Below are 24,384 nucleotides of genomic sequence, written 5' to 3'. Positions count from 1 at the left end.
TAAACAGAGATCCAACACGCCTATGACGAGGTTTTTATGGTCCTGACTTAATGATGAGGCCGTAATAGCCTGCTGGAGATCCTGATAGGCTTCAGGCGATAAGGTTTCAATCTTTGGTTGCTTCATACAACTAATAAACGGCTATTCGTGAAATGAATGCAGCGTACTAAACAGACAGAGAACTGAGTAAGAAGACATTAGCGGTATGGCTTGTACGTTATTTACTGCAGCACACGATTGCAGAGGGGGTACGTTACAACAAACGATACAAAAATATGAAATACCACTACATACTGTTAGAAAAGATGAATTACTTACCAAGCTACTATTAGCAAAACGAATTAAAGTGGCTGTAGTTAACCGGTTAAATGGTTTATCACTTATTGAAAAACTTCCAGAAAATAACAGAAAAAAACTCACCCTACATCCAAAACCATTATCTAATGCAATTTTACATATTTTAATCAGCAAAAACATTCCAAACAGCAAGCAACTTACCAACAAAATAAACGAATTAATAAAAGTACAGAAAAATATTTTACAGCCTGACATCACATCTAAAAGTCTTTCCGATAGCTGTTCATTTATTAAAAATAAATAGCACTTAAATAGTCTTATTGTCTAACAAACAACTACTACTCAGCCTAATAGACTACAAGTAAAGTATTTCACATTTTCTCTTGACACAAATCATAAAACTATTAGGCTACATGCTCTGTAATAATGTGCATCGCAGTGTTTATTAAAACAACTCGATAGGCTCATTATTAGTTTATAAGAGCCATCTAATAGCCTCTGTATACACTGGATAACATATACAGAGTAGTATTATAAAAACAAGGAGTAGCATAATGAAAACGCTAGCTTTAGTATCTGCTTTAGCTCTATCAACTTCAGCCATGGCATTTGATAGCAACATTGGCATTGATCCTGATAAAGTTCGTTTTCTTGGGGGATGTTCTGGCTTCGTAGATACAAACCCTGATAAATCATTTGATATCATTTTTGACGACCAGCCTCTTGCTGAGTCATACACCTTAAATCGTGTTCGTAAAACCTGTGTTATTAAATTTCCTATTCGAGTGCCAGCAGGTTTCCAAATTGCGATTAGTCGTGTAGGCCTAGAGGGTACGGCTGAAATCAATGACCAAGGTAAAGGACTGATTACTTTACGTCACCGTTTAGCCGGTACTACAGGTAATGCAGCTATTCAGGAGTTTTATCCTGCTGATTTCACTCAAAACCTAGTTATTAGAAAAGACTTTGCAGGCTATTCTTACAGCCCCTGTGGTCAAGATGTTACCTTTAAAACCTCTGTTACTTTAGAAGCTAAAAATGGACGTGTGGTGATTGACGAAGCAGCTGGCAGCAATGCTGTTGTCACCTACGGCTATCAAATGGTTCAGTGCCAAAACTAATTCTAAAGCACAACTAACTTGTTTTCTGGCCAGCATTTGCTGGCCTTATTTCAACCTTTTACAGGGATACTAGAAGGGTAAAATACAATGTCGTATAAAGATTTAATTAAGTACAGTTGTATTCTACTTACTGTACTCGCCACTAGTGCCCAAAGTTACGCAAATGAAAGAACACACTTTTCTTTTAGCGACGGCATTATCAGTGACATAAAATTACTAGGTAAAGGTTGTGAAACAGGCTCAGCCCTAAGTTACGATGAGTTAACGGGTAATATCAACGTATCATTTACTGAATTAAAAACAGTAATCGATGCTGAAATAAACGAAGATCGTTCTGTTTGCCTGCTGAAATATACGGTTAATGTTCCTGCTAATAAGCAAGCCATTATCCCTCCAGCTATTGTCAAAGGTAATGTCAATATAAGTGAAAATAGTAAAACTGTTGTTAGCCTTCGTTATCGTTATGCCGGTGATGTAGGTCCCGCATCCATTTGGGAGTTTAATGGTACAGCAAGTGGCGAAATGTTATTAAAAAAAGGACTTGCTGAAGAAATGACACCCTGCGGAAAAACCAGTTATTTAAAACTCTCTATTATTCTCAATACCCGCAATCTTGATCCCACTGTTGCCTTAACATCAAGCCAAACAACACGTGTTGACCAAGTTACTATCCCGCCAGTGACATTTGAAGATTGCCCACTGCCTGAAGATGTATAAAACCATTCTAAGTGTAGTATTTTTTTAAATAGGAATAGTCAGTAGTTACAGCAATTAAGGAAGTAGGTTAATGGTTGTTTATAAGTCACTTTTTGCATGTGCTCTTGCCACATTTTCACTGATGGCTGAAGCGTTTACACCTGAAATTGGCAATGTCACCATTGGAGGTGAAAACGTAGGAGAGCATGCAGAGCCGCCACCAACTCGTAATCGTTTTACAAAGCGGCGGTTAAGCTATTGCTCAAAAAGTGGCACTATTATTGATGCGAATGATGACGGTACAATTGACATAGTTTTTAGTCAATTCTATGCGAAAGCTTCTGGTCGAGGCCAGGCTATTAGCATTTGTACCATAGATATCCCCATCAAAATTCCAACAGGCTATCGCGTAGGATTTAAAAGCTTAGGTGTTGAAGGCACTGCTCAGTTTAATAGCCATGGCGCAGCAAAAGTAACGATTAGAAGACAGCTGAATAATCATCGAGAGCATAAAACTCGACGTTCTTATTATTATGATTACGGCAGCACTCAAGATATTGTTTTAATATCAGAAGGTAAAACGCCATATACTCGCTGTGGAGAACAGTCCGCTAATTTAAAAGCCAGACTTCGTTTAGCCGTTAGAGGCAAAAATTCAATTATTCATATTGATGAAGGTGCTGCAAATATAACGTATAAGCTCGATTATCAACGCTGTCGTTAATATCCCAGGGCCATTACATATAACAAGACATCGCTGATACAACTAACAAGGAAAATGTACTTTCTAAATGTTGTGTCAATGCAATATACGCCACTGGCTAGACAAAGGCTGGGTAACGCACGCCGAACTGTTTGCCGCTTCCTTGCGGCAAACAGGCCTCCAGGGAAGGATTAACGGCGTGTTCGGCGAGTGTTATGCAGACTTTGGACAAAGGTGTTTTTTAGCACCCCAGAGTAGCACCACCATCAACACGCAAATCATGCATTGTAATGTGATGAGCCTGATCAGATAATAAAAATAAAATAGCCTGTGCAATATCATCTACCGTTGCGATTTTTTGTAACGGAATACCCAGCCGATGGTTTGCTAAATCCCCGTCAATAACTCGTTGCGGACCTGAGTCATCTGTCCATAGTTGCCGCTGCATTTGCGTATCTGTGGAGCCTGGCGACACAATATTACAACGAATATTTGCAGCCGCTAATTCTAACCCTAAACATTTAATAAAACTTGTGACTGCAGCTTTCGAAGCTGCATAAGCACCCATATTAGCTCTTGGTACAGAAGCTGCATTAGAACTCACAGCCACAATAGCACCTGATAGTCGTTGCTCCATTCTTACCGTTACCGCACGACAAAGATTAAAAACACCTGTTGTATTCACTGCAAAGGTGCTATGCCAGTCCTCATCACTTAAGGTATTTAGAGCACCCATCCGCAAAATACCTGACGAACACACTAATTTATTAATAGCGCCAATATTTTCTTCCACATGCTGAATAGCCTGCTCAACTTCGTGACTATTGGAAACATCAACCTGATAAGTATTAAGGTTTAACTTATTCAGCCGTTTTTTTTCAGAAAGTACATTAAGTGCAGCTTTGTCATTGTCTAGTGCAACAACATGTGCTCCCGTGTCCAGTAGATGATTTACCGTAGCTAAACCAATACCATTGGCTGCTCCCGAGATAACAATAATATCTTTAGCAAAATTCATAGTATTTTTTTGTAACTCTGAAATAGTCCCAATACCAATATTTTTTAGGTACAGTTATCAAGGGATGAATAAATAAAAGACCACAGTAACAAAAGCTAGCAATACATTTGTGATGGGTATAAAAAATAATTGAGTGAAATTAGCCTGATTCCAAAGCCAGAAATATCTCTGCTGAACACGCCGTATATCCTTCCCTGGAGGCTCAGTTGCCGCTTCCTTGCGGCAAACGGTTAAGCAAAAATAATCCTGCCTTTTCCATCCCAGCGAACATTGTGCAATAGCAAACATATTTAAGAAGTTCAAATTGATTCACGCGCGACAGGTATAATTAAAACGATAAACTCACCCCAGCATAAATCGTTCTCCCTCGCTCAGAAAACCCATAGTCTGAATCATAGCCCTGAGTTTTATCTTCAATATTGGTAATACCTGTCCTTAGTTGCAAGTCTTTGGTGAGCTGATATGTCATACCAATATCCGTCAGTGCATAGCCTTGCAAATCAACATCACCTTTGCCTTTAATTGAATCTTCCTGTTCACCCACATAATGAGTTCTGACAAATGCCCCCATTGTATCTGTTACCTGCCAATCTAAACGCAAGTTAGCATTTTCACGAGGACGTTTATGAAGTATTTCATCGGTGTTTTTATCACGAGCATCGGTATACGTGTAGTTTGCACTTAGAGAAACTGTGCTTGTTAAATCCACCCCAGCACTTAACTCTAAACCATCTATGCGCGCAGCATCCACATTTTCGTAGGTAATAGTATTATTTACCTGTTGTGAGCTAGACTGGCGCTGAATCAGGTCATCAATATCCGTTCTAAATATTGTCGCCCCCACATGCCAACTCGGCTGCTGGTAATTAATACCCAACTCATAACTGGTAGCCACTTCAGGATCTAGATCTGGGTTGCCACGCAAAAAGCAACTACCTTTACAGCTTTTTAATCGATATTCCTCAGTCAATTGCAACAAAGAAGGTGCTTTAAAAGCTTTGCCCACGCCCCCTTTAATGATTAACGCTGCAGTTGGCGTATACACTAAATAACCACGGGGTGAAAAATGTGTACCAAAATTTTCGTGATCATCCAAGCGCCCCCCCAAAGTGAATGACCACTCGGGGTTAATCAACCACTCATCCTGAAGAAATACTGCTTTTTGAGAAACAGTGGCTTCACCAGATGTTTTAAAATCCCGTGCATTTTCCAATTTAGTATGACGGTATTCCGCACCTGTTGTCACCAAGTGATCACCAAACAGTTTAGAAACAAAGCCATCCACGGTTTGGTTGGATTGCTCCATTTTACCTGCACCTGAAGCACCACGCTCGGTAAAGTTCATATCCTCTCGATAATAACGTAGCTGGGAATCACCCCATGCCCATTGACCAGAGTGAGTTAAACCATAAGTATAACGACGTATTTCCTGATCAGTAATGCTGTTTTTATTACGCTGTAAAAATTCGCCATCACGCTCATCTTTATTATGGGTGATATCTAAATCCAACGTTTGCTGATCATTTATTTTCCAGTTTAAGTTACCTGCCACACTGTACAATTCTTTTTTCTCAATAGGCGATAACTTATCTTCCTGGGCATTCGTTGTAGAAGGGTCATCCTGATAAGGTGTCCAGGCATCACGGTGTTGAGCATCCACACTTAAACTGTAGAATAATTTATTTTCAACCAGTGGGCCTCTAAGACTGACACTGTTGCGCGTTTCATTCCCCCCATCACTGCCAAATGGTGATGAGAAATCAATACTGGCATTACCATCAAACTGATTGGAGCCCTTTTTGGTAATGATATTGACCACCCCACCTAAGGCTTCTGAGCCATAAAGGGCAGACATAGGACCTCGTACAATTTCTATACGATCAATATGGTCAACAGGGATTGTTGATAAATCAAAATCATTACCCCTAATCAATGTCACATTAGAGTCAACGCGACGGCCATTAACCAAAACCAGTGTATACGCACTGCTCAGCCCCCGGATATTAATTCCACGACGACCATTACCACCTTTTTGCTCCAGATGAATACCTTCAGTATGTCGTATAGCATCACTAATATCTGATACAGGTGTTTCCTGTAGTTCTTTACCTGTAATCACTGACATCGATGCAGGCGCAGTGGTTAATTCATGGGAAGTTTGTGTTGCAGTAACGACATACTTATCCAGCTGTAAAGTTTCTTCATTAGCCTTATTGGCCATTGCAGATTGGTTAGCCACCGTCGCAATCACAGCAAGGGCGACAGGAGACATACGAACTGAGTTACCTGTTTTAGACGACATAAGCACCATCAACTTCTTTGACATGAGCCTTTTTTTCGCACTTCTACCTTTCATCATGTCTAACCAGATAAGGCAGTGGCGACCCGGCAATTAACTGCTAAAAAATGTCTGTAACTCAGGCTTTCACGGATAAATTATATTTTTTCCCTAATGGTTTTAGGGTATCTTTTTTTAATCATATACCCATAGCGATGGGTATAAATGAATTAACTATTTTTTACACACATAATCAGCGTACAAATAAAACCATTCTGGTATGTATATGTACCTTGAAAACAATCACCCGCTTGATAATTTTCAGATAAACTCTGCGTTAGCTGAAGCAGAAAGGATTGTTCTACTGTATTTAATGCGATGAGCTCTGCTGCATCAAAACCAAAAAACTGATTTATGTGTGGATATATTGCTTTGTAAAGGCTTTCTTTGGCGGAAAAAGCCAAGGTTAAAAACCAATTAAATGGACAGCCCCATTTTGCACAATTGTTTTGTTCCGTCAATGAGATAATTTGCTTAGCAATATCCCTTGCAACGGAAAGTGTAATTTCTTTTTCTAAATCAACTCCAAGTGCAGTTACATATTTTGAGTTAGCGACTACAGCCAGAGCAATATGCTCACTATGAGTAATAGATCCAATAATGCCTGCTGGCCAGCATGGACTTCGGTCACTATTTATGGGAATCATCACCGGCTGCTTAAAGCCTAAGGTATACAACGCCTGTTGTGCACTATAACGGCCCGCCATAAACTCAATTTGACGTTTTAATACCGCTTTGTTTAGACCATCAGGTAATGTGATACCTAACTGCGAAAATGCTGATAAATAAACATCTTGCACCTTATAGTGACAACCACCTGAAAATAAAATACTTGCTGTGCTATTAGGAATAAGACCTGTGAATTTTACAGACTGATCTGCACCAATCATCGCTAATGCAGCAGGACGCGTTAAAGACGCATTGCCCTCTGGCTTATGCCTTTCTTTAAGCATTAAGCCACCTCCCTAGCAGTAAGTGCTTTGGCTACCACCACAGGTACCTCATCATCAGGAGACAGCAAAATATCTGCTTCAATATCGTACAGCTGCCTAACCAGCTCTGAGGTTAAAATTTCCCGCGGGGCACCACTAGCAATAACGCTTCCTGCCCGCATTGCCACCAAATGATCGGCAAAACGGGCTGCCGCGATCAAGTCATGTAAAACCAATACCATGGCTTTACCCTGTCTAGCTAATCCTTTGACTAATTGCAATACTTCCAACTGATGACCAGGATCTAGCATACTGGTCGGCTCGTCCAATAATACGACTGGTGTTTGCTGCGCTAAGACCATTGCCAACCAGCAACGCTGACGCTGACCTCCGGATAACGCATGCAATGAGCGAGTAGCCAAATCTGTCACTCCGGTTTTGGCCATTGCTTCCTGGACTGCCTGCTCATCATCGCTGGACCACTGGCGAAATAGCCCTTGGTGTGGGTGACGGCCAAATTGAATTAACGTTAACACCGACATTTCGCCGGGAGCTTCTGGCGTCTGAGGCAATAGGGCCAACTGTTTTGCAACCTGCACGGGTCGCGCCTGCCAAATATCATGACGATTCACTAAAACACGTCCCTGTTGGGGACGATGTAAACGCGCCATACTTTGCAACAAGGTTGACTTACCACAACCATTGGGTCCCACAATTACAGTCACTTCGCCCGCTTTAAGCTGAAGATCAACATTATTAACGGCAAGATAATCACCATAACTGACCTGTAACTGCTCGACATGAATTGCAACAGCCATCAACGTTTTACTTCCTTTTCCTGCAACAAAACCCATAACAAAAAAGGTCCACCCAGCAAGCTGGTCACAACCCCCACAGGAATTTCATTGGGTGCTAACACGATACGCCCTAAGGTATCTGCCACTATCACGAGAATACCTCCCAACAAACAGCTATTACCGAGCCCTAGTACATGAGGGGGTAACCAGCGAGAAATTAAAATAGGGGCAGCAATCGCCACAAAACTGATAGGCCCACCAATACCCACACCAAGGCCAGCCATTACTAATGCTAAGGCCAAGGCCATAAACTGGACTTGACGAGCATTAACACCCAAGGACTGGACATGAGGTTCAGTGAACATAAATAACCGTAAGTGCCAAGCTACGCCGAACGCGCTCACCAGGCAGAGCATCAGCAGTAAGCTGGCCGGCATCAGTTCGGTGTAATCACTATTGGCTAAATTGCCTAAAGTCCAACTATGCACTGCACTGGCATGCTGGGCTGTCGCCCTGGAAATCACCAAGTCATTCAGTGCTCTGGTAAAGTAGGCCAGGGCTACGCCAACCAATAGTATTTGATAGCCACGTCCTCCAATCCCCCCTGCCAAAAAGGCCAGTATAATTCCCACTAACACTGCTCCTAGTGGTGCTAACCACCAGGGTCCCAGTATATTCAAGGGACTTAACAGTAACCCCAATAATAATAAAAATGTGGCACCTTCATTCACCCCCAATACTTCTGGTGAAGACAAGCGGTTCTGCGTAATTTGCTGTAACAAGGTACCTGCCGCCGCTAGCGCAACCCCCGTTAACACGCCTGCTAATAACCGGGGCCAGCGGATATCCCACACTAAGAGTTGGTGAGCCGACTGCCCTGCTCCCTGACACAACAACCAAAAATCACCAAAGGAGATGGCTACCGAACCTTGCATCAGGGTAAAGAGGCTTGCGACGAGTAATAATAGCCACAGCAGCAAGTGAAGATAGAAAGCCCGCTTGGAGAAGCTTACCGTCCATTGGGCAAAGTGCAGACAAACACAATCTATTTTTTTTATATTTGTACTTTTTAATCTTTGCCTGCCAGCACGACCTGTATCCTTCGTGGCAACTGAATGAGAGCGACTCATGAACGCCGCCCTCCTGGAACCATCGGCTGGAGCCGTTTACTCCGCACTAACCAAATCAACAGTGGCGCTCCCACAGCAACCAGCATACTGCCTACAGGCATTTCAAAAGGTTGCATTATCCAGCGTCCTAAAATATCCATGGCTAGCAGTAAGGCACTGCCCAAGCCAAAAGCCATTAATAGCAAACCCTGGGTAGACTCACGCACTAACATGCGGGCTAAAAATGGCGCCAGTAACCCCAGAAACGCAATGGGACCTGTCAAAGCCACCGCACTCCCTGCTAGCAAAGCAATAACCAACGATAATGCGAGTCGAGTCCGGTTCGGTTGATGACCTAATGCCGTCGCACTGGCATCCCCTAATTGTAATGCTGCCAACGGCCTGACTAATAACAGCGCCACCACTATCCCAATTATGGTAAAGGGCAAAACAGCAAGTACCCGGTCCAGTTCAATGCCGGCTAATGAACCCAAAATCCAAAATCGAAACTGATCAAAAACCGTTTGCTTGGTTAGCAAAAGCATGGCTGTCAGGCCCTGGCCTGTTGCATTAACAGCAATCCCCACCAGCACCAAACGCAAGGGCGATATCGGTGCCTGCACACGATGACTGGCAAAGACAATAACCATATTCCCAGCCAATGCACCAATTAAAGCTCCGACCATATAAGGAAAGCCCGCTTCTGCAGCAAAGAACACAATAGCCGCCACCACCCCCAGTGCAGCGCCAGCATTGATGCCTAACAGGCCCGGCTCGGCAATCGGGTTACGGGTAATACGTTGCATCAGCGCTCCTGCCAAACCTAAACTGCCTCCAGCTAATATTGCCGCCAGCGTCCTTGGCCAACGAATCGTCTCCATCACCACCGAGACTGTGGCTGGCAACTGCTCAGCAGGCTGGATACTCGCTGGCGCTATCGCTAATGACCTGAGATATGACAGGCTATCCTGTAAGCTGATATAGCCCGCCCCCACTAACATGGAAGCAACAATAAGCACGCCATTCATCAGGAAAACCAGCAGCAGTAGATTGACCCACGAGCTATGGTCTCTGGAGGATAAACCTAATAACTGCTTAAACACTAAAAAACAGCGCCAGAAAGCTGAGCGCTGTGTCATCAGAGAACGATCAACGGCTTTTTCTGTGGACATGGACGAAAACCTTATGACTTGGGTGTCATACTATCCACCACATCCTTGAGTACGGCCATTGCCGCTAAAGGTCCACCCACACTGGTCCATAGTGAGCCATCCACATTAACCACTTGCTTATTCTGTACCGCTTTTAATGACTGATAAACGGGCATCTGCTGCATCGTCTGCATGGCATCCACTGCTTTACCAGAAACCGTCAATGTCCCCACAAATAACCAGTCACCATCAATTAAAGACAACGCCTCCAGACTCAAAGGTGGAGAGTGTCCAGGTCCAGGCTGACGCTGTGCTGTTGGCCGCTGTAACTGAAGATCAGCTAATACATGGCTAACAAAGGCATCTTGCAACATGTATCCAGGCCCTTGAGGATTCCAGCGTACGACACTTACCGTCGCCTGCTGCTGATCACCAAGCTGCTGACGAATAGACTGAACCTGTTGTTGATAATCCTGAATAAACTGAGTAGCGGTAGCGTCTTTCTTAAGCCAACCTGCCACTCGCTGTAATGCTGTCTGCCAATCATCAGCAGACTGATAACTCACCACAGTAGGTGCAATTTTCCTTAGCTGCTTTAGCTGCTGAGGGTTAATGACCCCTCCTACTAAAATCAGGTCTGGCTGTAGTTGAACCAATTCATCCAGGCTAGGCTGTCCTAGCCGCCCAACCAGGCGAATATCCTGTAACTGCTGATATTGTGCTAAATAGCGTGGAATACCAGGTTGTCCTCGACCTGCTGTTGTACCTACTGGGGTAATACCCAGTGCTAACAGCATATCCAGATCCATTTCACTGAGTACCACCAAACGCTGAGGTGCTTGTGATAATGTGACCTCGAATCCGGTAATATCGTTAAAACGGTGCCATTCCTGCTCATGGCGGGTCAGCTGTTCAGTACTGTGCTGTGCACTTTGTTGCGCCTCCCCAGAGTTAGACTGCTCATCTGGTTGGCAGCCCACCAGTAGTAATCCTAAGCACAGCCAACATAGTGTGTTTAGTGCGCGTAACGCTGTACTTTCTTGAAAGCTAACCCTATGCATTACATCTCTCATCATCAGGTCTTATTGATTTAATTTAAGGACTATGAGTGGCGGTATTTTTCTGACTGTCAGTCACGTTTGAGGTATCAGGCAGCAATGACTGTAAACGCTGACGAAAGTCTTTAGGCAGCCTCTCTGTGCGCTGCCACATGGTACTTAGCCAAGCTTGGTCAGCCACCACCGATTCAGGTAGTTTTACCTCTCGCGCTAACCCTGAAAGAAATAGCACCCCTTCCACCATCGAGTTAACGGGAGGCACCTGCTCCGCAGAGACTAAAGTTTGAACTGGCAAATCAGCGTTTAAGGCTGCAAAGGGTAACGCCCCTAACCACCCTTGCTCAGAGGCAATGACCTGAGGCCATACATAAGATGGCTCTACATTATGGCTAGGAGTACTTAACAAACGATGCCGTAATTCAAACTGCAAGATATCCGTTGTCCACAACATATAGCTGCGTCCAGGCTGTTTTTCTGCCAGCAGCTCTCCCAGTGTGGCCTTCACTGCCATTACCGAATTACTTGTCTTTTGCGCTGGAGTTTCAGTATTCGCTGAGGCTACTTGTTTAGCACGATTTCGCGACACCGGCTGTCGAGTGAGATGATAACCACCAAAGATCATCAAACCTTTACGCCCTTTGTTAAGCACCTCTAACTCAATGCGCTGGTAATAGCCTTGGTCACGAGCTGCTTGAAGCGCTTGCCAGTCACTGGGCTGCTTTATCTGGGCCCAGTCAAAAGCAGGCTCCGCAAGCACAATTCGCAGCTGTTGGCTTTTTGGTCGTTGCTGGTTCAGCTGACGAACCATTTTAAAAAGTTGTTGATAGCCACTGGGCTGCCATACCACAAAATTCAACGTGTTTTGCCAGGCTTTTACCAGCTCTGTTTCAGGGACTGGTGCTCCTGCCACGTACTCATCGACCACCGACTGATAGGCCGCATTACCAAATTCAACCACAATGTCATCGACTACCGCAGCCAGTTCATCTGAACGTAACAAGTCTGTAAATGCCGCAATAACGGCAGGATGCCAGTGCATCTCTGACAACCCCACTAAGTCATAGTGATCAAACAGCGCTGTTATTCCTTGGGCTGCAGGTTGCAGTGATGACAACATGGTCGCCTCTTGATCGCTGGATGGCTTATTCACAGATGGGATATTCATGACAACATCAGCCTGAGAGTCACTCCCTAAGCTTTGCTGTGCAATAAACTTCATACAGCATGCTTTGTAGGGTAAGGGTTCGTTTTGAGCATCATTTGACGCTCCAGGTAAAACAGCTGGCGATAACGAAGGTGTACTATCTGAGCTAAAACGTACCTGCCACCCTTGTGGTAACACCAGGGATACTGGCCAAACGGCCAGATCCCCTTGATGATTTTCCACCACCTGATAGTGAGCCATGGGTAAGTCAAACACACTCATACCACATCACCTCCTTGTATCCACTTGCTTAACGTATTCCCTATCAGTTCAACCATAGGTGGCTGTAGCATCATGCCATGAGTACAAGGCACATCATGACAATGAAGTTGTCCAGTGACATACGGCTGCCAGCCATCACAATCCACATTGATCTCTGGGCGAGGTCCTGTAGCCTGGAAAAATACCGCATCACCCTGAAATACTTGGTGGTTTGAACTCCTTACCAAATGACTGTTATCAATCACCACCTGAGTAATCGCCTGCCAGGTTGCTTCAGATAAACTCGCAAGCGCACTACCCTGCTGCTTCAAGATTGATCGTGTTTGCATCGGCGTTAAGTGGTCAGGAAACCCTGTATCCGGCTCATAGCCTGCAATTCGTAACAATGCCTGCAGTGCTTCCTGTTCACCAACGGCTGGCATATTGCGCCATTGATCTGAAGGGTAAGCATCAACCAGTGCCAGTAGCTGAACCTCTTCACCTTGCTGTTGGAGCTGAGCTGCCAGCTCATGCGCCAACATCCCGCCAAAGGACCAGCCCAGCAATTGATAGGGACCTTCAAGTTGTACCTGCTTAATAACAGCCAAATAGTCACTGGCCATTGACGCTAAGGAACGCTGCTCATTTAAATATGATCTAGCTTCTTCCGCTGCCAGTAAAGGTGCCTGTAGCCCATAAACTGGAGTATCCACTGGCAGGTAAGGTAACAGTCCGCTATAGCACCAGCACAAGCCTCCGGCAGGGTGAATGGCAAACAATGGTCGTCCTGAACCTTGAGTGCGCAGTGGCAATAGCATTTCCAAACCATCATTTAGAGGTTTGTCTGTAGCCAGTGCCGCCACTAAGCCTTTTGCCGTAGGTTTAGCAAACACGGTACCCAGTGGTATCTCGACACCCACTACCTGTTGTAAACGACTTATTAATTTCACCACTGAAAGCGAGTTACCGCCTAGGGCAAAAAAGTTGTCATACGGACCCAGCGCGGAAACACCCAAGACTTCAGCCATGATTGAAACTATTTGCTGCTCTCTGAACGAAGCTGGCGCATCTTTCAATGCCAGACTGCTCAACACAGGATCAGGTAACTGTTTACGATCCAGCTTACCGCTGGGAGAGAACGGCAGTGCTGATAGCACTTGAATGACTGGGGGTACCATATAATCTGGAAGCTGATTGACTATCACCTCTCGGACAGCAGTAATGAGTTCATCCTGATCTGCTGCAGAGGCCAATGTTGGCACGATATACCCCACCAGCATCGGCTCATTGCTGGGTGAGTGTTTGATCGCAACGGCCGCCTGGGCAACCAGTGGCTGTTGCGCCATCACGGCCTCAATCTCACCCAGTTCGATACGCAACCCTCTCAACTTAACTTGATGATCCATACGACCAAAATATTCCAGCTCACCTTGAGGGTTCCAGCTGGCCAGATCACCCGTACGGTACATACGCTGGCCATTCTCAGCGAAGGGATCAGGTACAAAACGCTCAGCAGTGAGTTCCCGTTGCCCTAAATAGCCTTCAGCCAGATTACGCCCCGCGATATACAGTTCACCCTTAACACCAACAGGCGTAGGTTGTAACTGCCGGTCTAATACATACATCCGGGTATTCCAGATCGGCTTACCTATTGGCACTGTTGCTGAATCCTGGTGCTGAGGACAGTCCCAATAAGTCACATCCACAGCAGCCTCGGTTGGACCATAAAGATTATGTAAAGTAGCCTGTGGTAAGCACTGATAAAACTGGATCACTGCATCACGAGGTAGTGCTTCGCCACTGCACATGACCTTTTGTAAGCTCGTACAGTTCTGTGCTGCTGGACAATCTAGAAAAGCTTGCAGCATTGAAGGCACAAAATGCATGACCTGGATAGCTTGCTGCTGAATCAGCTGCGCTAAGCCCTGCGGATCTTTATGAAGTTCTGGAGGCGCTACCACAAGGGTTGCACCAGTGATAAGCGGCCAAAAGAATTCCCACACCGAGACATCAAAGCTGGAAGGTGTTTTCTGCAAAACCTTGGAGCCAGAACCAATCACATATTGGTCTTGCATCCATAACAGCCGATTAACAATTGCCCGGTGAGAAACCACCACCCCTTTAGGCTTGCCAGTTGAGCCTGAGGTATAAATAACATAAGCAGGGTCGGTTGCCTGCAATGGCTGCCGCATTTCGTTGGCTAAGGGCCAGTGACTTGGCATTGAATGCCAGGGAACGTTCACACCAGAAGCATTGGCCCCATCATGCAACACGTTATCAACAAAAACACAAGGAAAGCTGAACAGACTGGCCAGCGATTGGCAGGTCAGAATAAGCACTGGCTGAGCATGGTCCTGCATATAGCGAATACGCTCAGTAGGATAGTCAGGATCAATCGGTAGGTAAGCACCACCAGCCCGAATAATAGCTTGTTGGGCCACAATCAACGCCAGGCTTCTGGGAATAGCTAACCCGACAAATTTACCTGGCCCTACGCCTTGCTGAATAAGATAATGAGCCAGCTGATTCGCCTGATTAGATAGTTCGTCATAACTTAACCTGTGGTTTTCAAATACGACAGCTGTATTACTTGGTGATAAATGCGCTTGTGTCTGTAGTAAAGCATTTAGCGTGGTTTCGGGTACGGCATGTGCAGTCTGGTTAAAGCCATTCACCAGCTGCTCAAACTCTCCAGGCAACAACATACCCAAACTTCCCAGAGGCTGTGAGAGGTCCGCTCGGCACCAGTTTTCTAGAAAATGCGGTAACCGTTGAGTCAGTAATGCCAGATCAGCATCACTATAACAGCTAGGGTTGCCCTCTAAGACCAATTGAAAACGTCCATCACGAACAAATAAATAGATTGATAAATCATCAACAGGGCCTGCAGCCAGATTATGAAGTGTCGCCGTTTCACCTAAAAAGTCGCTATCACCTTCAAAAGGCAACACATTGACTAAGGTATTAAACAGCGGACGTCCCTGCTGAACTAAGCCAAGGTCATGTTGAATTGCCTCAAACCGATAGCGTTGATGACGACGCGCGCCCAGAAACTGCTTAGCCACTGTGCCCATCAGTTCACCCAGCGAGGTTTCTGCCGTCATAGCAATGCGCAATGGAATAACATTCACTTGCATGGTCGGGGTTCTTAGACTCACTGACCCAAAACGCCCCATCATGGGTACCCCAAGTACCAGCGCTTCAGTATGCGTCATACGCTGCTGAAAGCCTGCCACTGCAGCGTAAAATACCAACTGCCAACTCACATCTGTCTGCTGGCTGATTGCTTTTAAACTCGCAACTAACTCATTACTCAGGGTAACCTGCTGACGACGTGGGCAAGATTGAGCATCTGCAGCGTAGCGACGGACACTCAACGAGCATGGCTCTGGTAAAGTAGCAAACTGCTCTAGCCAATAGTGCTTATCCTGCTGGCACTTTGCTGACTGCCAGTAATCCTGATCTTCCTTGAGCAGCACTGTAAGCGGTTGAAACAGGCAAGGTCTGATGGTGGAAGCGCTCACTAAAGCCCGATAGATTTCAGCAACGCGGGCAATCAGCAATGAAAAGCCATAGCCATCGATTGCAATATGGTGGATGCCTTGATACCAAAAATAGCGATCTGGAAATACCTTAATAATGGCCTGGCGAACCAGTGGTCCCTGCTGCAAGTCCATGGGTATTGATACATCACTCTGCATCCACTGCAGCGCATCTGCCACAGGATCAGCAGCACAACTACAATCAATGACCGCTACTTCAAGCTGCCGCTCATGATCAATAAACTGTTGTGGCGCACCATCCACTAACTGAAATCGACAGTGAAGCGAATCGGCTTCTGAAACAGCTTGCTTAATTGCCTGCTGTAAAAAGTCCAGATTTAATTGCCCGCGAATATCAAGGTATTCCCCTGTATTGTATACGACACTTTGCGGGAATCGTTGTTGGGCATACCATATCCCAGCCTGGGCACGGCTCAGTGGCTGCCAATGACGTCCAGCCCTTTGTTGTGTATTCTTAGTGAGTAATCCCACTGCTCCTGCTGTCGACTGCATTACTTACCTCACACAGATGCTGCTTGTGAACCCGTAACTAACTGTTCCCAACCCGCTAAGGTAGGATTCTCTGCCAGATCCAGTAAGGTGGTTTTTACCCCTTGTTGTTGCCACTGTTCTAACAAAGTCATTACCCGTATGGAGTCTAAACCCAGCTCTATTAAGTTATCGTCAGGCGCTAGCTCATCCAGCTCTACATCGAGCCAAGTAGCCACTTGTTGTTGCCAATTAACGACTGTTTTTACTGGTGATTTTTGCTGAGCACTGTGTACTAGAGTACTTATGTTATGTGGCCGAGCATTATGAACATCATCTGTCGTATGATCAATGTTATTTTCAATTAAACTATCCAGTAATGAGGCTGTTGATAGTGTAAAACCACAGCGCTGAGCAACATAATTAACTGCACTAAGATGCTCGTCATAAGAAAAATCAGCGATCGCATCTGTGACAAAAAAAGCTTGAATATCATTCATAAAAGCATCTGCAGCGGTTAATTGACAGCCAATATGGGCATAAACACCACAAATAATAAGCTGATCCCGTCCCTGTTCGCGCATTTGCTGCAGCAAATCAGTACGCTGAAATGCACTGTACCGCCATTTTGTTAATACATGATCATCCGCTTCGGGAGCTAATTCGTTAATTATTGCAGTTTGGTTTGGGTCATCTGCAAGTCCTTTACCCCAAAAATCCGTTAATAAAGCACGCTGTTGTGGTGTTTGATTACCAGGCTGCGCTGAGTAGTAAACCGGCACGCCAAGCGTTTTTAATTGTTGTTTAATATGTTGAACATGCTCAATCACAGTGGCAATTAATGATGAATTATCACCATAAAAATCGAGAAAATACTGTTGCATATCATGCACCAGTAATACGGCACGTCTTGGGTCAACAGTCCATTTCACTTTATTTGCACTAAAGCAATCTTGTGATGGAATTTCATAACTACTAATCCGTGGAATAGCCACAGCAGCCAGCCTCCAACAAAAAATATTATCTAATAAAAAAACACTAAAAAAGCTGGAAAAATTATCCGCTCTTAATCCGATTGCACTTACGTGTTTTCGCTTTCAAGTAAAGCACGCAACTGCTTTTTATTGACTTTACCAACCGGTGTTTTTGGAAACTGTTTGATAAACACAAATCGGTCAGGAATTTTGTAATTAGCAACACCTTGCGCCAACAAAAAACGCTTTAACTCAATTTTTTTCGGAGGGTCGATTGGTTGATTATCTTCTGTTGTCGGTAATGCAATAATAAATGCACAACTCATCTCACCGAGTACATCGTCCGCTACAGCCACTAATGCTGCATCTTGCACAGCTGGATGAGTCACTAAATAATTTTCAATTTCTTCGGCAGCAATTTTCTCCCCTCCTCGGTTTATTTGGTCTTTAGCCCGCCCTTCCACAACCAGATAACCTTGTTCTGTTAAACGAACACAGTCCCCTGTTCGATAATAACCATCATTAGTAAAGGCCTTTTGATTATGCTCTGGTGCATTAAAATAACCTTGAATAGTATAGGGACCTCGTGTTTGTAAATGCCCGACTGTACCCGTAGGAACCACTTCATCATCGTCATCAACAATACGAATTTCATCGGCTAATGACATCGGTTTACCTTGGGTATGAATGATGACATCTTCATTGTCATCCAGACGGGTATAATTCACTAAACCTTCTGCCATACCAAACACTTGTTGTAATTTACAACCTAATACTGGCGCTATCTGTTTGGCCACCTCAGGACTTAATCGAGCACCACCCACCTGCAAAACCTCAAGGCTACTGATATCCCACGACAACTGTTGTCTTGCTTGTAACCATACATTAACTAAGGGTGGCACTAGGGCTGTCATCGTTATCTGTTCCTGCGCTATCCATCGCCAACAATGGTCAGGCTGCGTGTCCGCAGCTAAAATAACCGTTCCCCCGGCATAAAGTGTGCCCAATGTGCCTGGTGATGATAATGGAAAGTTATGTGCAACAGGCAACACACATAAATAGTTACTATCAGACGTCAGTCGACAAACATCAACACTGGCTTTTAAACTATAAATATAATCATCATGAGTACGTGGGATTAATTTTGGCGCACCTGTCGTCCCTCCAGACAATTGCAATAATGCTGGCATACTTGGATCAGGCTCAGATAGCGCTTGGACAAGCGACAAATCGCCTATCGTTAATAAATCATTAAATGATAAAAACTCTTCTGCCTCACCCACTACGATGACATGCTTAACCGTTGTCGCTTTTGCTCTTACCTTTCTGGCTAATGCGCGGTAATCATAGCCATGACTTTTATCCTCAATAACGTAGGCTTTTGCTTGGGCAAACTCACCAAAGTAGCTGATTTCTGCCTGGCGATGTCCCGGTAATGCCATAACTGGCCAAGCGCCTAGACGAAATAACGCAAAACAAATGGCAAAAAACTCAGCTTGATTTGGCATTTGCACAACAACAGAATCACCTGCTTGAATACCTAATTTAATTAAACCTGCTGCAAGTTGATCTGCCAGGTTATCCAGCTGTTGATATGTCCATCGATGGTTAGTATCAATAATCGCTAACTGATGCGTTCGCTGTTCTGCCCACACACGTAACAGCTGACCGAAGGTAATGCCTTGCCAATAACCCGCCTGCCGATAATGCTCAGCAACTTCTGGCGGCCAAGCGGGTACCGATGTTAATCGTCCACTCATCGGTGTGTTATTCATGCCTTGCTCTAAATTACTTAAATTATTTACCGCAAAGGCATTTTTCTCTGCTGGATTAACCATAGTGATCAAGCAACCTCTGCAACATCGGTCAAGCCCACTGCATTTAGCATGGTTTTAAACTTAGTTGCTGTTTCCATTAATTCATGCTGTGGAATGGAACCTGAGACTACACCAGCGCCTGCGAATAAACGTAAGCGAAGGGCTTCAACCTCTGCACAACGAATCGTCACTACCCACTCACCATTCCCCTGGCTATCCATCCAGCCCACCATGCCTGTAAAGAAACCACGATCAAAGGGTTCAATTTCAGCAATGGCATCCCGTGCATGATTTGCAGGAAAGCCACATACAGCAGGTGTCGGATGAAGTGCTGACGCCAGCTCTAAAACCGTTGTGGCGGGATTTACCAGTTCACCAGAAATATCCGTTGATAAGTGCCACAATGTTTCTGTGTGAATCAGTGAGGGTTGATTTGGTACTGAAAGATTTTTACAAAATGGCTTAAGCGCTGAGTTCACTGACTCAATCACCAGGGCATGCTCATGTTGGTCTTTAGTGGAGTCCAATAAAGCATGTGCACGCTGTTGATCTTCATGGTGATCTGTACTTCGTGCCGCAGAGCCTGCAAGAGGATTCGTACGAATAGCCGTGCCTTGTTTATTAATCAGCAATTCTGGGCTGGCACCAACAAGTGTCTTACAGTGACTATTTTGGAGTTGTGTATCAACAGGTAAAGAAACGGCAAAGGTGTATCCTGCACGGTTATGCTGCGCCAATTTATGCAACAGTTGAGACATATCTAATTGCTGAGGCAATGAAATATCCAGCGCACGCGATAATACAACTTTACTGAGTTCTGAGTGTTTAAGGCGCTGCAAAGCACTTTCAACCCCCTGCATATACGTTTCTGGCAAAGGCGTCTGCTGAATGGCGTAGCCGTTACTATTTGAACTTGTTATATTATTACTTCGATTTACATCACCTGCTGTATTTTTTGATACCTCAGGTAAAGGTTTACCCCAATTAACCGTTTCAGGCACCCATAAATGCATTGGCGCGTCTACAGCAAAGGGAATAGCTCCTACGATGATTGGATTCTCACTTCCTTTCGCTTGTGCTTCAGCCAACACCCCCTGTATGGTTGAAAACAAAGCGCGATCATTTAATGCCAAGTTTACTGAAGCTTGATTACCCGATGTTAATAATGAGTAATTAGCCGTTGTAAAAAAAAACGGGGTTTGCTGCTGATAAAACTGCGCAATCAAATCAACCCCAGTTGTTGTGGAACGTTTACTCTCATTCATGGAAACCTCGTAGCATACAACGACGACCTGTCTTATTTATCCCGTCTAGCGCTGAGGGGGGAACACAACAGTGTGTGTCCATGAATATTATTGCAAATGATAATGATTATCAATAAAATTTTACGACCGAACTGTCTTATTTGATTTTTATGAATGCTATTGGGCTAAGTAACGTTCATCTTCACAAGACCTACACTTATAGTTCGTGCACAGTCTTCAGACTTTTACCCTATGCATTGAAAGGTATACAACAATTAGCAGGTAGTTAATGAATATTAAAGCGTCCTTAACCCCATCTTCAGAACAAGCGGTCATCTTGCTGATGGTACTTGTGCAGTTTATTAATATGGTTGATTACATGATGGTCATGCCTTTGGGACCAGATTTTGCCAAAGCCTTATCCATACCTGTCGATGAGGCCGGTTTTATTGGAGGAGTGTATACATTTGCTGCGGCTTTTATGGCATTACTGCTAGCCAACCGTTTAGATCGCTTCGATCGTCGCTGGGCGCTTTTATGTTGCTTGGCTGGGCTCACTATCAGTACTTTTTTAGCCACGCTCGCCACCGGCTTTTATTCACTCATTGCCGCACGTATTGCAGCCGGTTTATTTGGAGGCCCTGCAGCTTCTCTGGCTACAGCCATTGTTATCGATCATGTGCCTGAAGAGCGCCGCGGCAAAGCCATGGCATTATTAATGAGTGCATTTCCTACCGCAGCAGTAGTTGGTGTGCCTTTAGGTCTGGAAATGGCTCACTGGTTTAATTGGCAAGCGCCCTTTTATCTGGTCAGTGCCAGCGCACTGATTGTAATAGCGCTGATTTTCTGGATGCTGCCACCTCAAAGTGAACACTTAGCAGCAGCCCGTAAAAAACCACCATTTAAAATAACAGCTGCCTTAGCAGACCCAATGATGCTGCAAGGGCTGAGTATTACAGGTACAGCTATTTTTGCCAGCTTTCTATTTATACCTCACTTATCGCCTTATATTCAGTTTAACTTAGGCTTTCCACGTGAAGAAATTGGTACTTTATATATGATTGGCGGATTGGCCACCTATGTGATTATGCACATCACTGGTCGTTTAGTAGATCGCTTTGGACCTGTATCAATAACGTGGCTGGCTGCAGCAGGCTCTCTCACCATTATCTTCACAGGGTTTATGCCACCAGCATTATGGCCGGTGATGGTGACTTTTGCTGGCTTTATGGCCTTTAATGCCATGCGCAATGTTGCTGTACAGACAACCAACAGTTGTATTCCCGCGCCTCAACAAAGAGCGGGGTATATGGCAGCACAATCTGCCACACGCCACTTAGTCAGTGGTTTTGCCGTTGCTGTTTCAACGTTTATTTTAACCACCAGTGAAACAGGCGCCTTAGATCATATGGCAAGTGTCGCATGGCTTAGTGCATTATTTACGCTAATGCTGCCTTGGCAAGTAAGTCGTTTACACCGCTCATTAACATTACGCAAGCAGCAACAAGCAGAGAAGCGTGCTTTAGCCACATAATTCATTAAAGAAACCACTGTATTCACTACAGCTCGCAACTATTGGCCAGGTAATAAGCTTGTGACCAGGTAATATGCTTGGTTGCAACTACCTGTCAACAGACCCTAGTTTGTTTTAAACTGTTTAACCGCTGACTGCAGTGTTTCAGCTAAAGAAGACAGGTCATGACTTTCTTTTGAAATTTGGTGTGTCCGCTCTGCATTGAGTTGGGTTTTATGGCTAATGTCTTCCACTGACTGATTTATTAATTCGGCCACACTGCTCTGCTCTTCTGCTGCACTGGCAATTTGCATATTCATACTGTTTATCGTATTTACAGCACTCGCGATATTTTTCAGCGATGCCTCCGCTTTTGTTGCACGCTGAACTGTTTCTGCCGCATAAGTGCACCCTTCATCCATTTTAGTGACGGAGTTAGAAGCCTGCTGTTGAAGATTACGAATTAATGTCTGGATTTGTTGAGTCGATTCATGGGTTCTTAATGCTAAACTTCTAACTTCATCCGCTACTACTGCAAAACCTTTACCTTGTTCTCCTGCACGTGCAGCTTCAATAGCCGCATTAAGTGCTAATAAATTCGTTTGTTCAGCAATGCTGCCAATAACATCTAAAATTGATTCGACATTAGCAGTTTCTTTAGCCAACTGTTTTATCACTTCACTGGTATTTTCGACACTGGTTACCAATGTAGAAATCGATTCAGTGACGCCAGAAACGATATCATGACCTTCAGTCGCCTGTTGATCCGCATGCTGGGTAGACTCTGCAGCGACATGGGCATTTTTTGATACTTCCTGAATAGAACTCACCATTTCAGTAATGGATGAAGCTATCTGCTCTATCCCACTTTGTTGCGCCTCGGTATCCTTTGCTGTATCTGATGTGTTGTTCGACAGTGTAGAGGCCAGTTGAGAAATATGCATGGAAGACTCTGTCACTTTACTAAGCACCTTACGAAAGTGCTGAGACATCAACTCAAGCTCCCTCAGTAACTGACCTACTTCATCCTGTTGCTGATTAGCTACAAACGATACGGCAAGATTACCAGAACTAAGCTGTTGTGCTACGGAAATACCTTTATTTAAATTAACTCGAATATTTTTAGCAATCATAAATGCTAAACATGTCCCTACCAATACTGATACCAAGGTAAAGATAACGGTGCGTTTGACCGCGCTACTTTCTAACTGCTCAGACTCCTGAATAATATCTAGTGTTAAACGCTCAACACCCGCCATTAATGAAATAATATGCTCATCAATCGTGTCCTGTTGTCGTTCTAGTTGTAAAATTTCACCTTCTATCAACTCAGAAGAAATATTTGAGGCAGCAAAAAAAGCTTGAACTTTAGCATCAAACTCAACAATTTCCCCTTTAAGCTTATTAAAGTCTTCGCGAATATTAACGATATTCTTCTCAATTTTCGCAGACCATTGTTTTGATAGTAAATTTACAACTAATTTATCGATTTCAGCTAGCCCTACTTGAACACCTTCAGTCGTTTTTTTGATAAGTTGTAGATTATGCTCGTTTACAACAGGTTCACTACCATCAAAAAAACTGGCACTCTCATTAAATTTCCTTTTTAAAATCAATCTTAACGCTCTTTCTATATAGATATTTTTTTCTAATTGCAGTGTAGATACTTCATTGGCGACACCTAAAAATGCAATTTCTTCCTTGGAAAGTGACTTGAGCTTATCAGACAATAACACTGTCTGGTTTAAACTATAAGCCGCAACAATAATGACAAAAAGCAGTAATAGCGTTGACAGTGACAGTATCTTTGCAAATATTTTTAAGTTTTTAAAAAAATGTAACATTGCCGTCTTCCCTGATGTGACTTAGCTTTAGAGGTACCCTTAGGTATTATCGTTTAAAATCATGGCTCTATATGGATTCCTAGGGGGTAGCATATAATACAACCAAAGATGTATTATGCACGTCTATTTGGGTAAATTAAGTCAGTAATAAGCAAAGAATGATCAATATCAAACAACTGGTAAATGATGAGCAATGCTACCAGTTTATTCGTCAGAGACGTTGGCCTGATGGCGTCAGCTGCCCTCACTGCCAGTCTCAACAAGTAGAAGGCAATGGTAATCATCAAAAGCAAATTGCCCGAAAACGTTATCGCTGCCTAGCGTGTCATCGGGGAT

19 protein-coding genes are annotated in these 24,384 nt (G+C 44.2%); 6 read left to right on the top strand and 13 right to left on the bottom strand.

Features of this window, described 5'->3' with window-relative positions; all coding sequences use genetic code 11:
• Positions 1-205: 205 nt before the first annotated feature.
• The 4 genes from F607_RS0114910 (at position 206) to F607_RS0114895 (ending at position 2,838) form a co-directional block, all read left to right on the top strand.
• Positions 206-601 carry a hypothetical protein gene (locus tag F607_RS0114910; RefSeq protein ID WP_027708726.1) on the top strand — a complete coding sequence of 132 codons (396 nt, stop codon included), beginning with the start codon at positions 206-208 and terminating at the stop codon, positions 599-601.
• Positions 602-851: 250 nt separating this feature from the next.
• A complete protein-coding gene (locus F607_RS0114905) occupies positions 852-1,418 on the top strand; it encodes a DUF4360 domain-containing protein (RefSeq protein WP_027708725.1) in 567 nt (188 codons plus the stop codon).
• Between the two features lie 87 nt (positions 1,419-1,505).
• Entirely contained in the window at positions 1,506-2,135 is a 630-nt protein-coding gene (locus tag F607_RS0114900; RefSeq protein ID WP_027708724.1) for a DUF4360 domain-containing protein, read from the top strand.
• Positions 2,136-2,205: 70 nt separating this feature from the next.
• Complete coding sequence (locus tag F607_RS0114895) at positions 2,206-2,838, top strand: DUF4360 domain-containing protein (RefSeq protein WP_027708723.1); 633 nt, start codon at positions 2,206-2,208, stop codon at positions 2,836-2,838.
• Between the two features lie 220 nt (positions 2,839-3,058).
• Here the strand turns inward: F607_RS0114895 and F607_RS0114890 are convergent, their stop codons facing one another.
• The 12 genes from F607_RS0114890 to dhbC all read right to left on the bottom strand — a co-directional run bounded on the left by F607_RS0114890 (position 3,059) and on the right by dhbC (position 20,712).
• Entirely contained in the window at positions 3,059-3,835 is a 777-nt protein-coding gene (locus tag F607_RS0114890; RefSeq protein WP_027708722.1) for a 2,3-dihydro-2,3-dihydroxybenzoate dehydrogenase, read from the bottom strand.
• A gap of 328 nt (positions 3,836-4,163) precedes the next feature.
• Positions 4,164-6,137 (bottom strand): TonB-dependent receptor domain-containing protein, encoded by a 1,974-nt coding sequence (locus tag F607_RS0114885; RefSeq protein WP_169719806.1) that lies wholly within the window; start codon positions 6,135-6,137, stop codon positions 4,164-4,166.
• A gap of 206 nt (positions 6,138-6,343) precedes the next feature.
• The gene (locus F607_RS29915) at positions 6,344-7,126 is read right to left on the bottom strand and encodes a 4'-phosphopantetheinyl transferase family protein (RefSeq protein WP_051311518.1); all 783 of its coding nucleotides are present in this window, start codon (positions 7,124-7,126) and stop codon (positions 6,344-6,346) included.
• Positions 7,126-7,959, bottom strand: coding sequence for an ABC transporter ATP-binding protein (locus tag F607_RS0114875; protein ID WP_230400412.1), 834 nt, complete (start codon positions 7,957-7,959; stop codon positions 7,126-7,128). The genes F607_RS29915 and F607_RS0114875 overlap by 1 nt, the downstream gene beginning before the upstream one ends.
• On the bottom strand, positions 7,923-9,032 hold the full coding sequence (locus F607_RS29910; RefSeq protein WP_051311517.1) for an iron ABC transporter permease: 1,110 nt from the start codon (positions 9,030-9,032) through the stop codon (positions 7,923-7,925). Before F607_RS29910 ends, F607_RS0114875 begins: the two co-directional genes overlap by 37 nt.
• Positions 9,029-10,183, bottom strand: a complete 1,155-nt coding sequence (locus tag F607_RS0114865) for a FecCD family ABC transporter permease (RefSeq protein WP_051311516.1) — start codon at positions 10,181-10,183, stop codon at positions 9,029-9,031. The genes F607_RS29910 and F607_RS0114865 overlap by 4 nt, the downstream gene beginning before the upstream one ends.
• Before the next feature lie 11 nt (positions 10,184-10,194).
• Positions 10,195-11,223, bottom strand: a complete 1,029-nt coding sequence (locus tag F607_RS29905; protein ID WP_169719805.1) for an ABC transporter substrate-binding protein — start codon at positions 11,221-11,223, stop codon at positions 10,195-10,197.
• Positions 11,224-11,257: 34 nt separating this feature from the next.
• A complete protein-coding gene (locus F607_RS0114855; RefSeq protein WP_027708718.1) occupies positions 11,258-12,646 on the bottom strand; it encodes an MbtH family NRPS accessory protein in 1,389 nt (462 codons plus the stop codon).
• Positions 12,643-16,680: a non-ribosomal peptide synthetase gene (locus tag F607_RS0114850; RefSeq protein ID WP_051311514.1), complete on the bottom strand. Its 4,038-nt coding sequence runs from the start codon at positions 16,678-16,680 to the stop codon at positions 12,643-12,645. The genes F607_RS0114855 and F607_RS0114850 overlap by 4 nt, the downstream gene beginning before the upstream one ends.
• An 8-nt stretch (positions 16,681-16,688) precedes the next feature.
• The gene (locus tag F607_RS0114845; protein ID WP_027708716.1) at positions 16,689-17,651 is read right to left on the bottom strand and encodes an isochorismatase family protein; all 963 of its coding nucleotides are present in this window, start codon (positions 17,649-17,651) and stop codon (positions 16,689-16,691) included.
• 86 nt (positions 17,652-17,737) lie between these two features.
• Positions 17,738-19,468: a (2,3-dihydroxybenzoyl)adenylate synthase gene (locus F607_RS0114840; protein WP_276523946.1), complete on the bottom strand. Its 1,731-nt coding sequence runs from the start codon at positions 19,466-19,468 to the stop codon at positions 17,738-17,740.
• Positions 19,469-19,473: 5 nt separating this feature from the next.
• Positions 19,474-20,712 (bottom strand): isochorismate synthase DhbC, encoded by a 1,239-nt coding sequence (gene dhbC / locus F607_RS0114835; RefSeq protein WP_051311513.1) that lies wholly within the window; start codon positions 20,710-20,712, stop codon positions 19,474-19,476.
• 268 nt (positions 20,713-20,980) lie between these two features.
• On the opposite strand from dhbC, the gene F607_RS29900 reads away from it, so the two are divergent.
• Positions 20,981-22,225 carry an MFS transporter gene (locus F607_RS29900; protein WP_038291482.1) on the top strand — a complete coding sequence of 415 codons (1,245 nt, stop codon included), beginning with the start codon at positions 20,981-20,983 and terminating at the stop codon, positions 22,223-22,225.
• A gap of 104 nt (positions 22,226-22,329) precedes the next feature.
• On the opposite strand, the gene F607_RS32915 is transcribed toward F607_RS29900, so the two are convergent.
• Positions 22,330-24,048, bottom strand: coding sequence for a methyl-accepting chemotaxis protein (locus tag F607_RS32915; RefSeq protein WP_051311512.1), 1,719 nt, complete (start codon positions 24,046-24,048; stop codon positions 22,330-22,332).
• 158 nt (positions 24,049-24,206) lie between these two features.
• On the opposite strand from F607_RS32915, the gene F607_RS36075 reads away from it, so the two are divergent.
• A partial coding sequence (locus F607_RS36075; protein WP_169719804.1) for a transposase occupies positions 24,207-24,384 on the top strand: 178 nt, incomplete at its 3' end.

Source organism: Zooshikella ganghwensis DSM 15267 (assembly GCF_000428585.1).
Lineage (GTDB): Bacteria > Pseudomonadota > Gammaproteobacteria > Pseudomonadales > Zooshikellaceae > Zooshikella > Zooshikella ganghwensis.
Note: the sequence above shows the minus strand (reverse complement) of the source record. Positions and strands in the feature narration are given on the sequence as shown.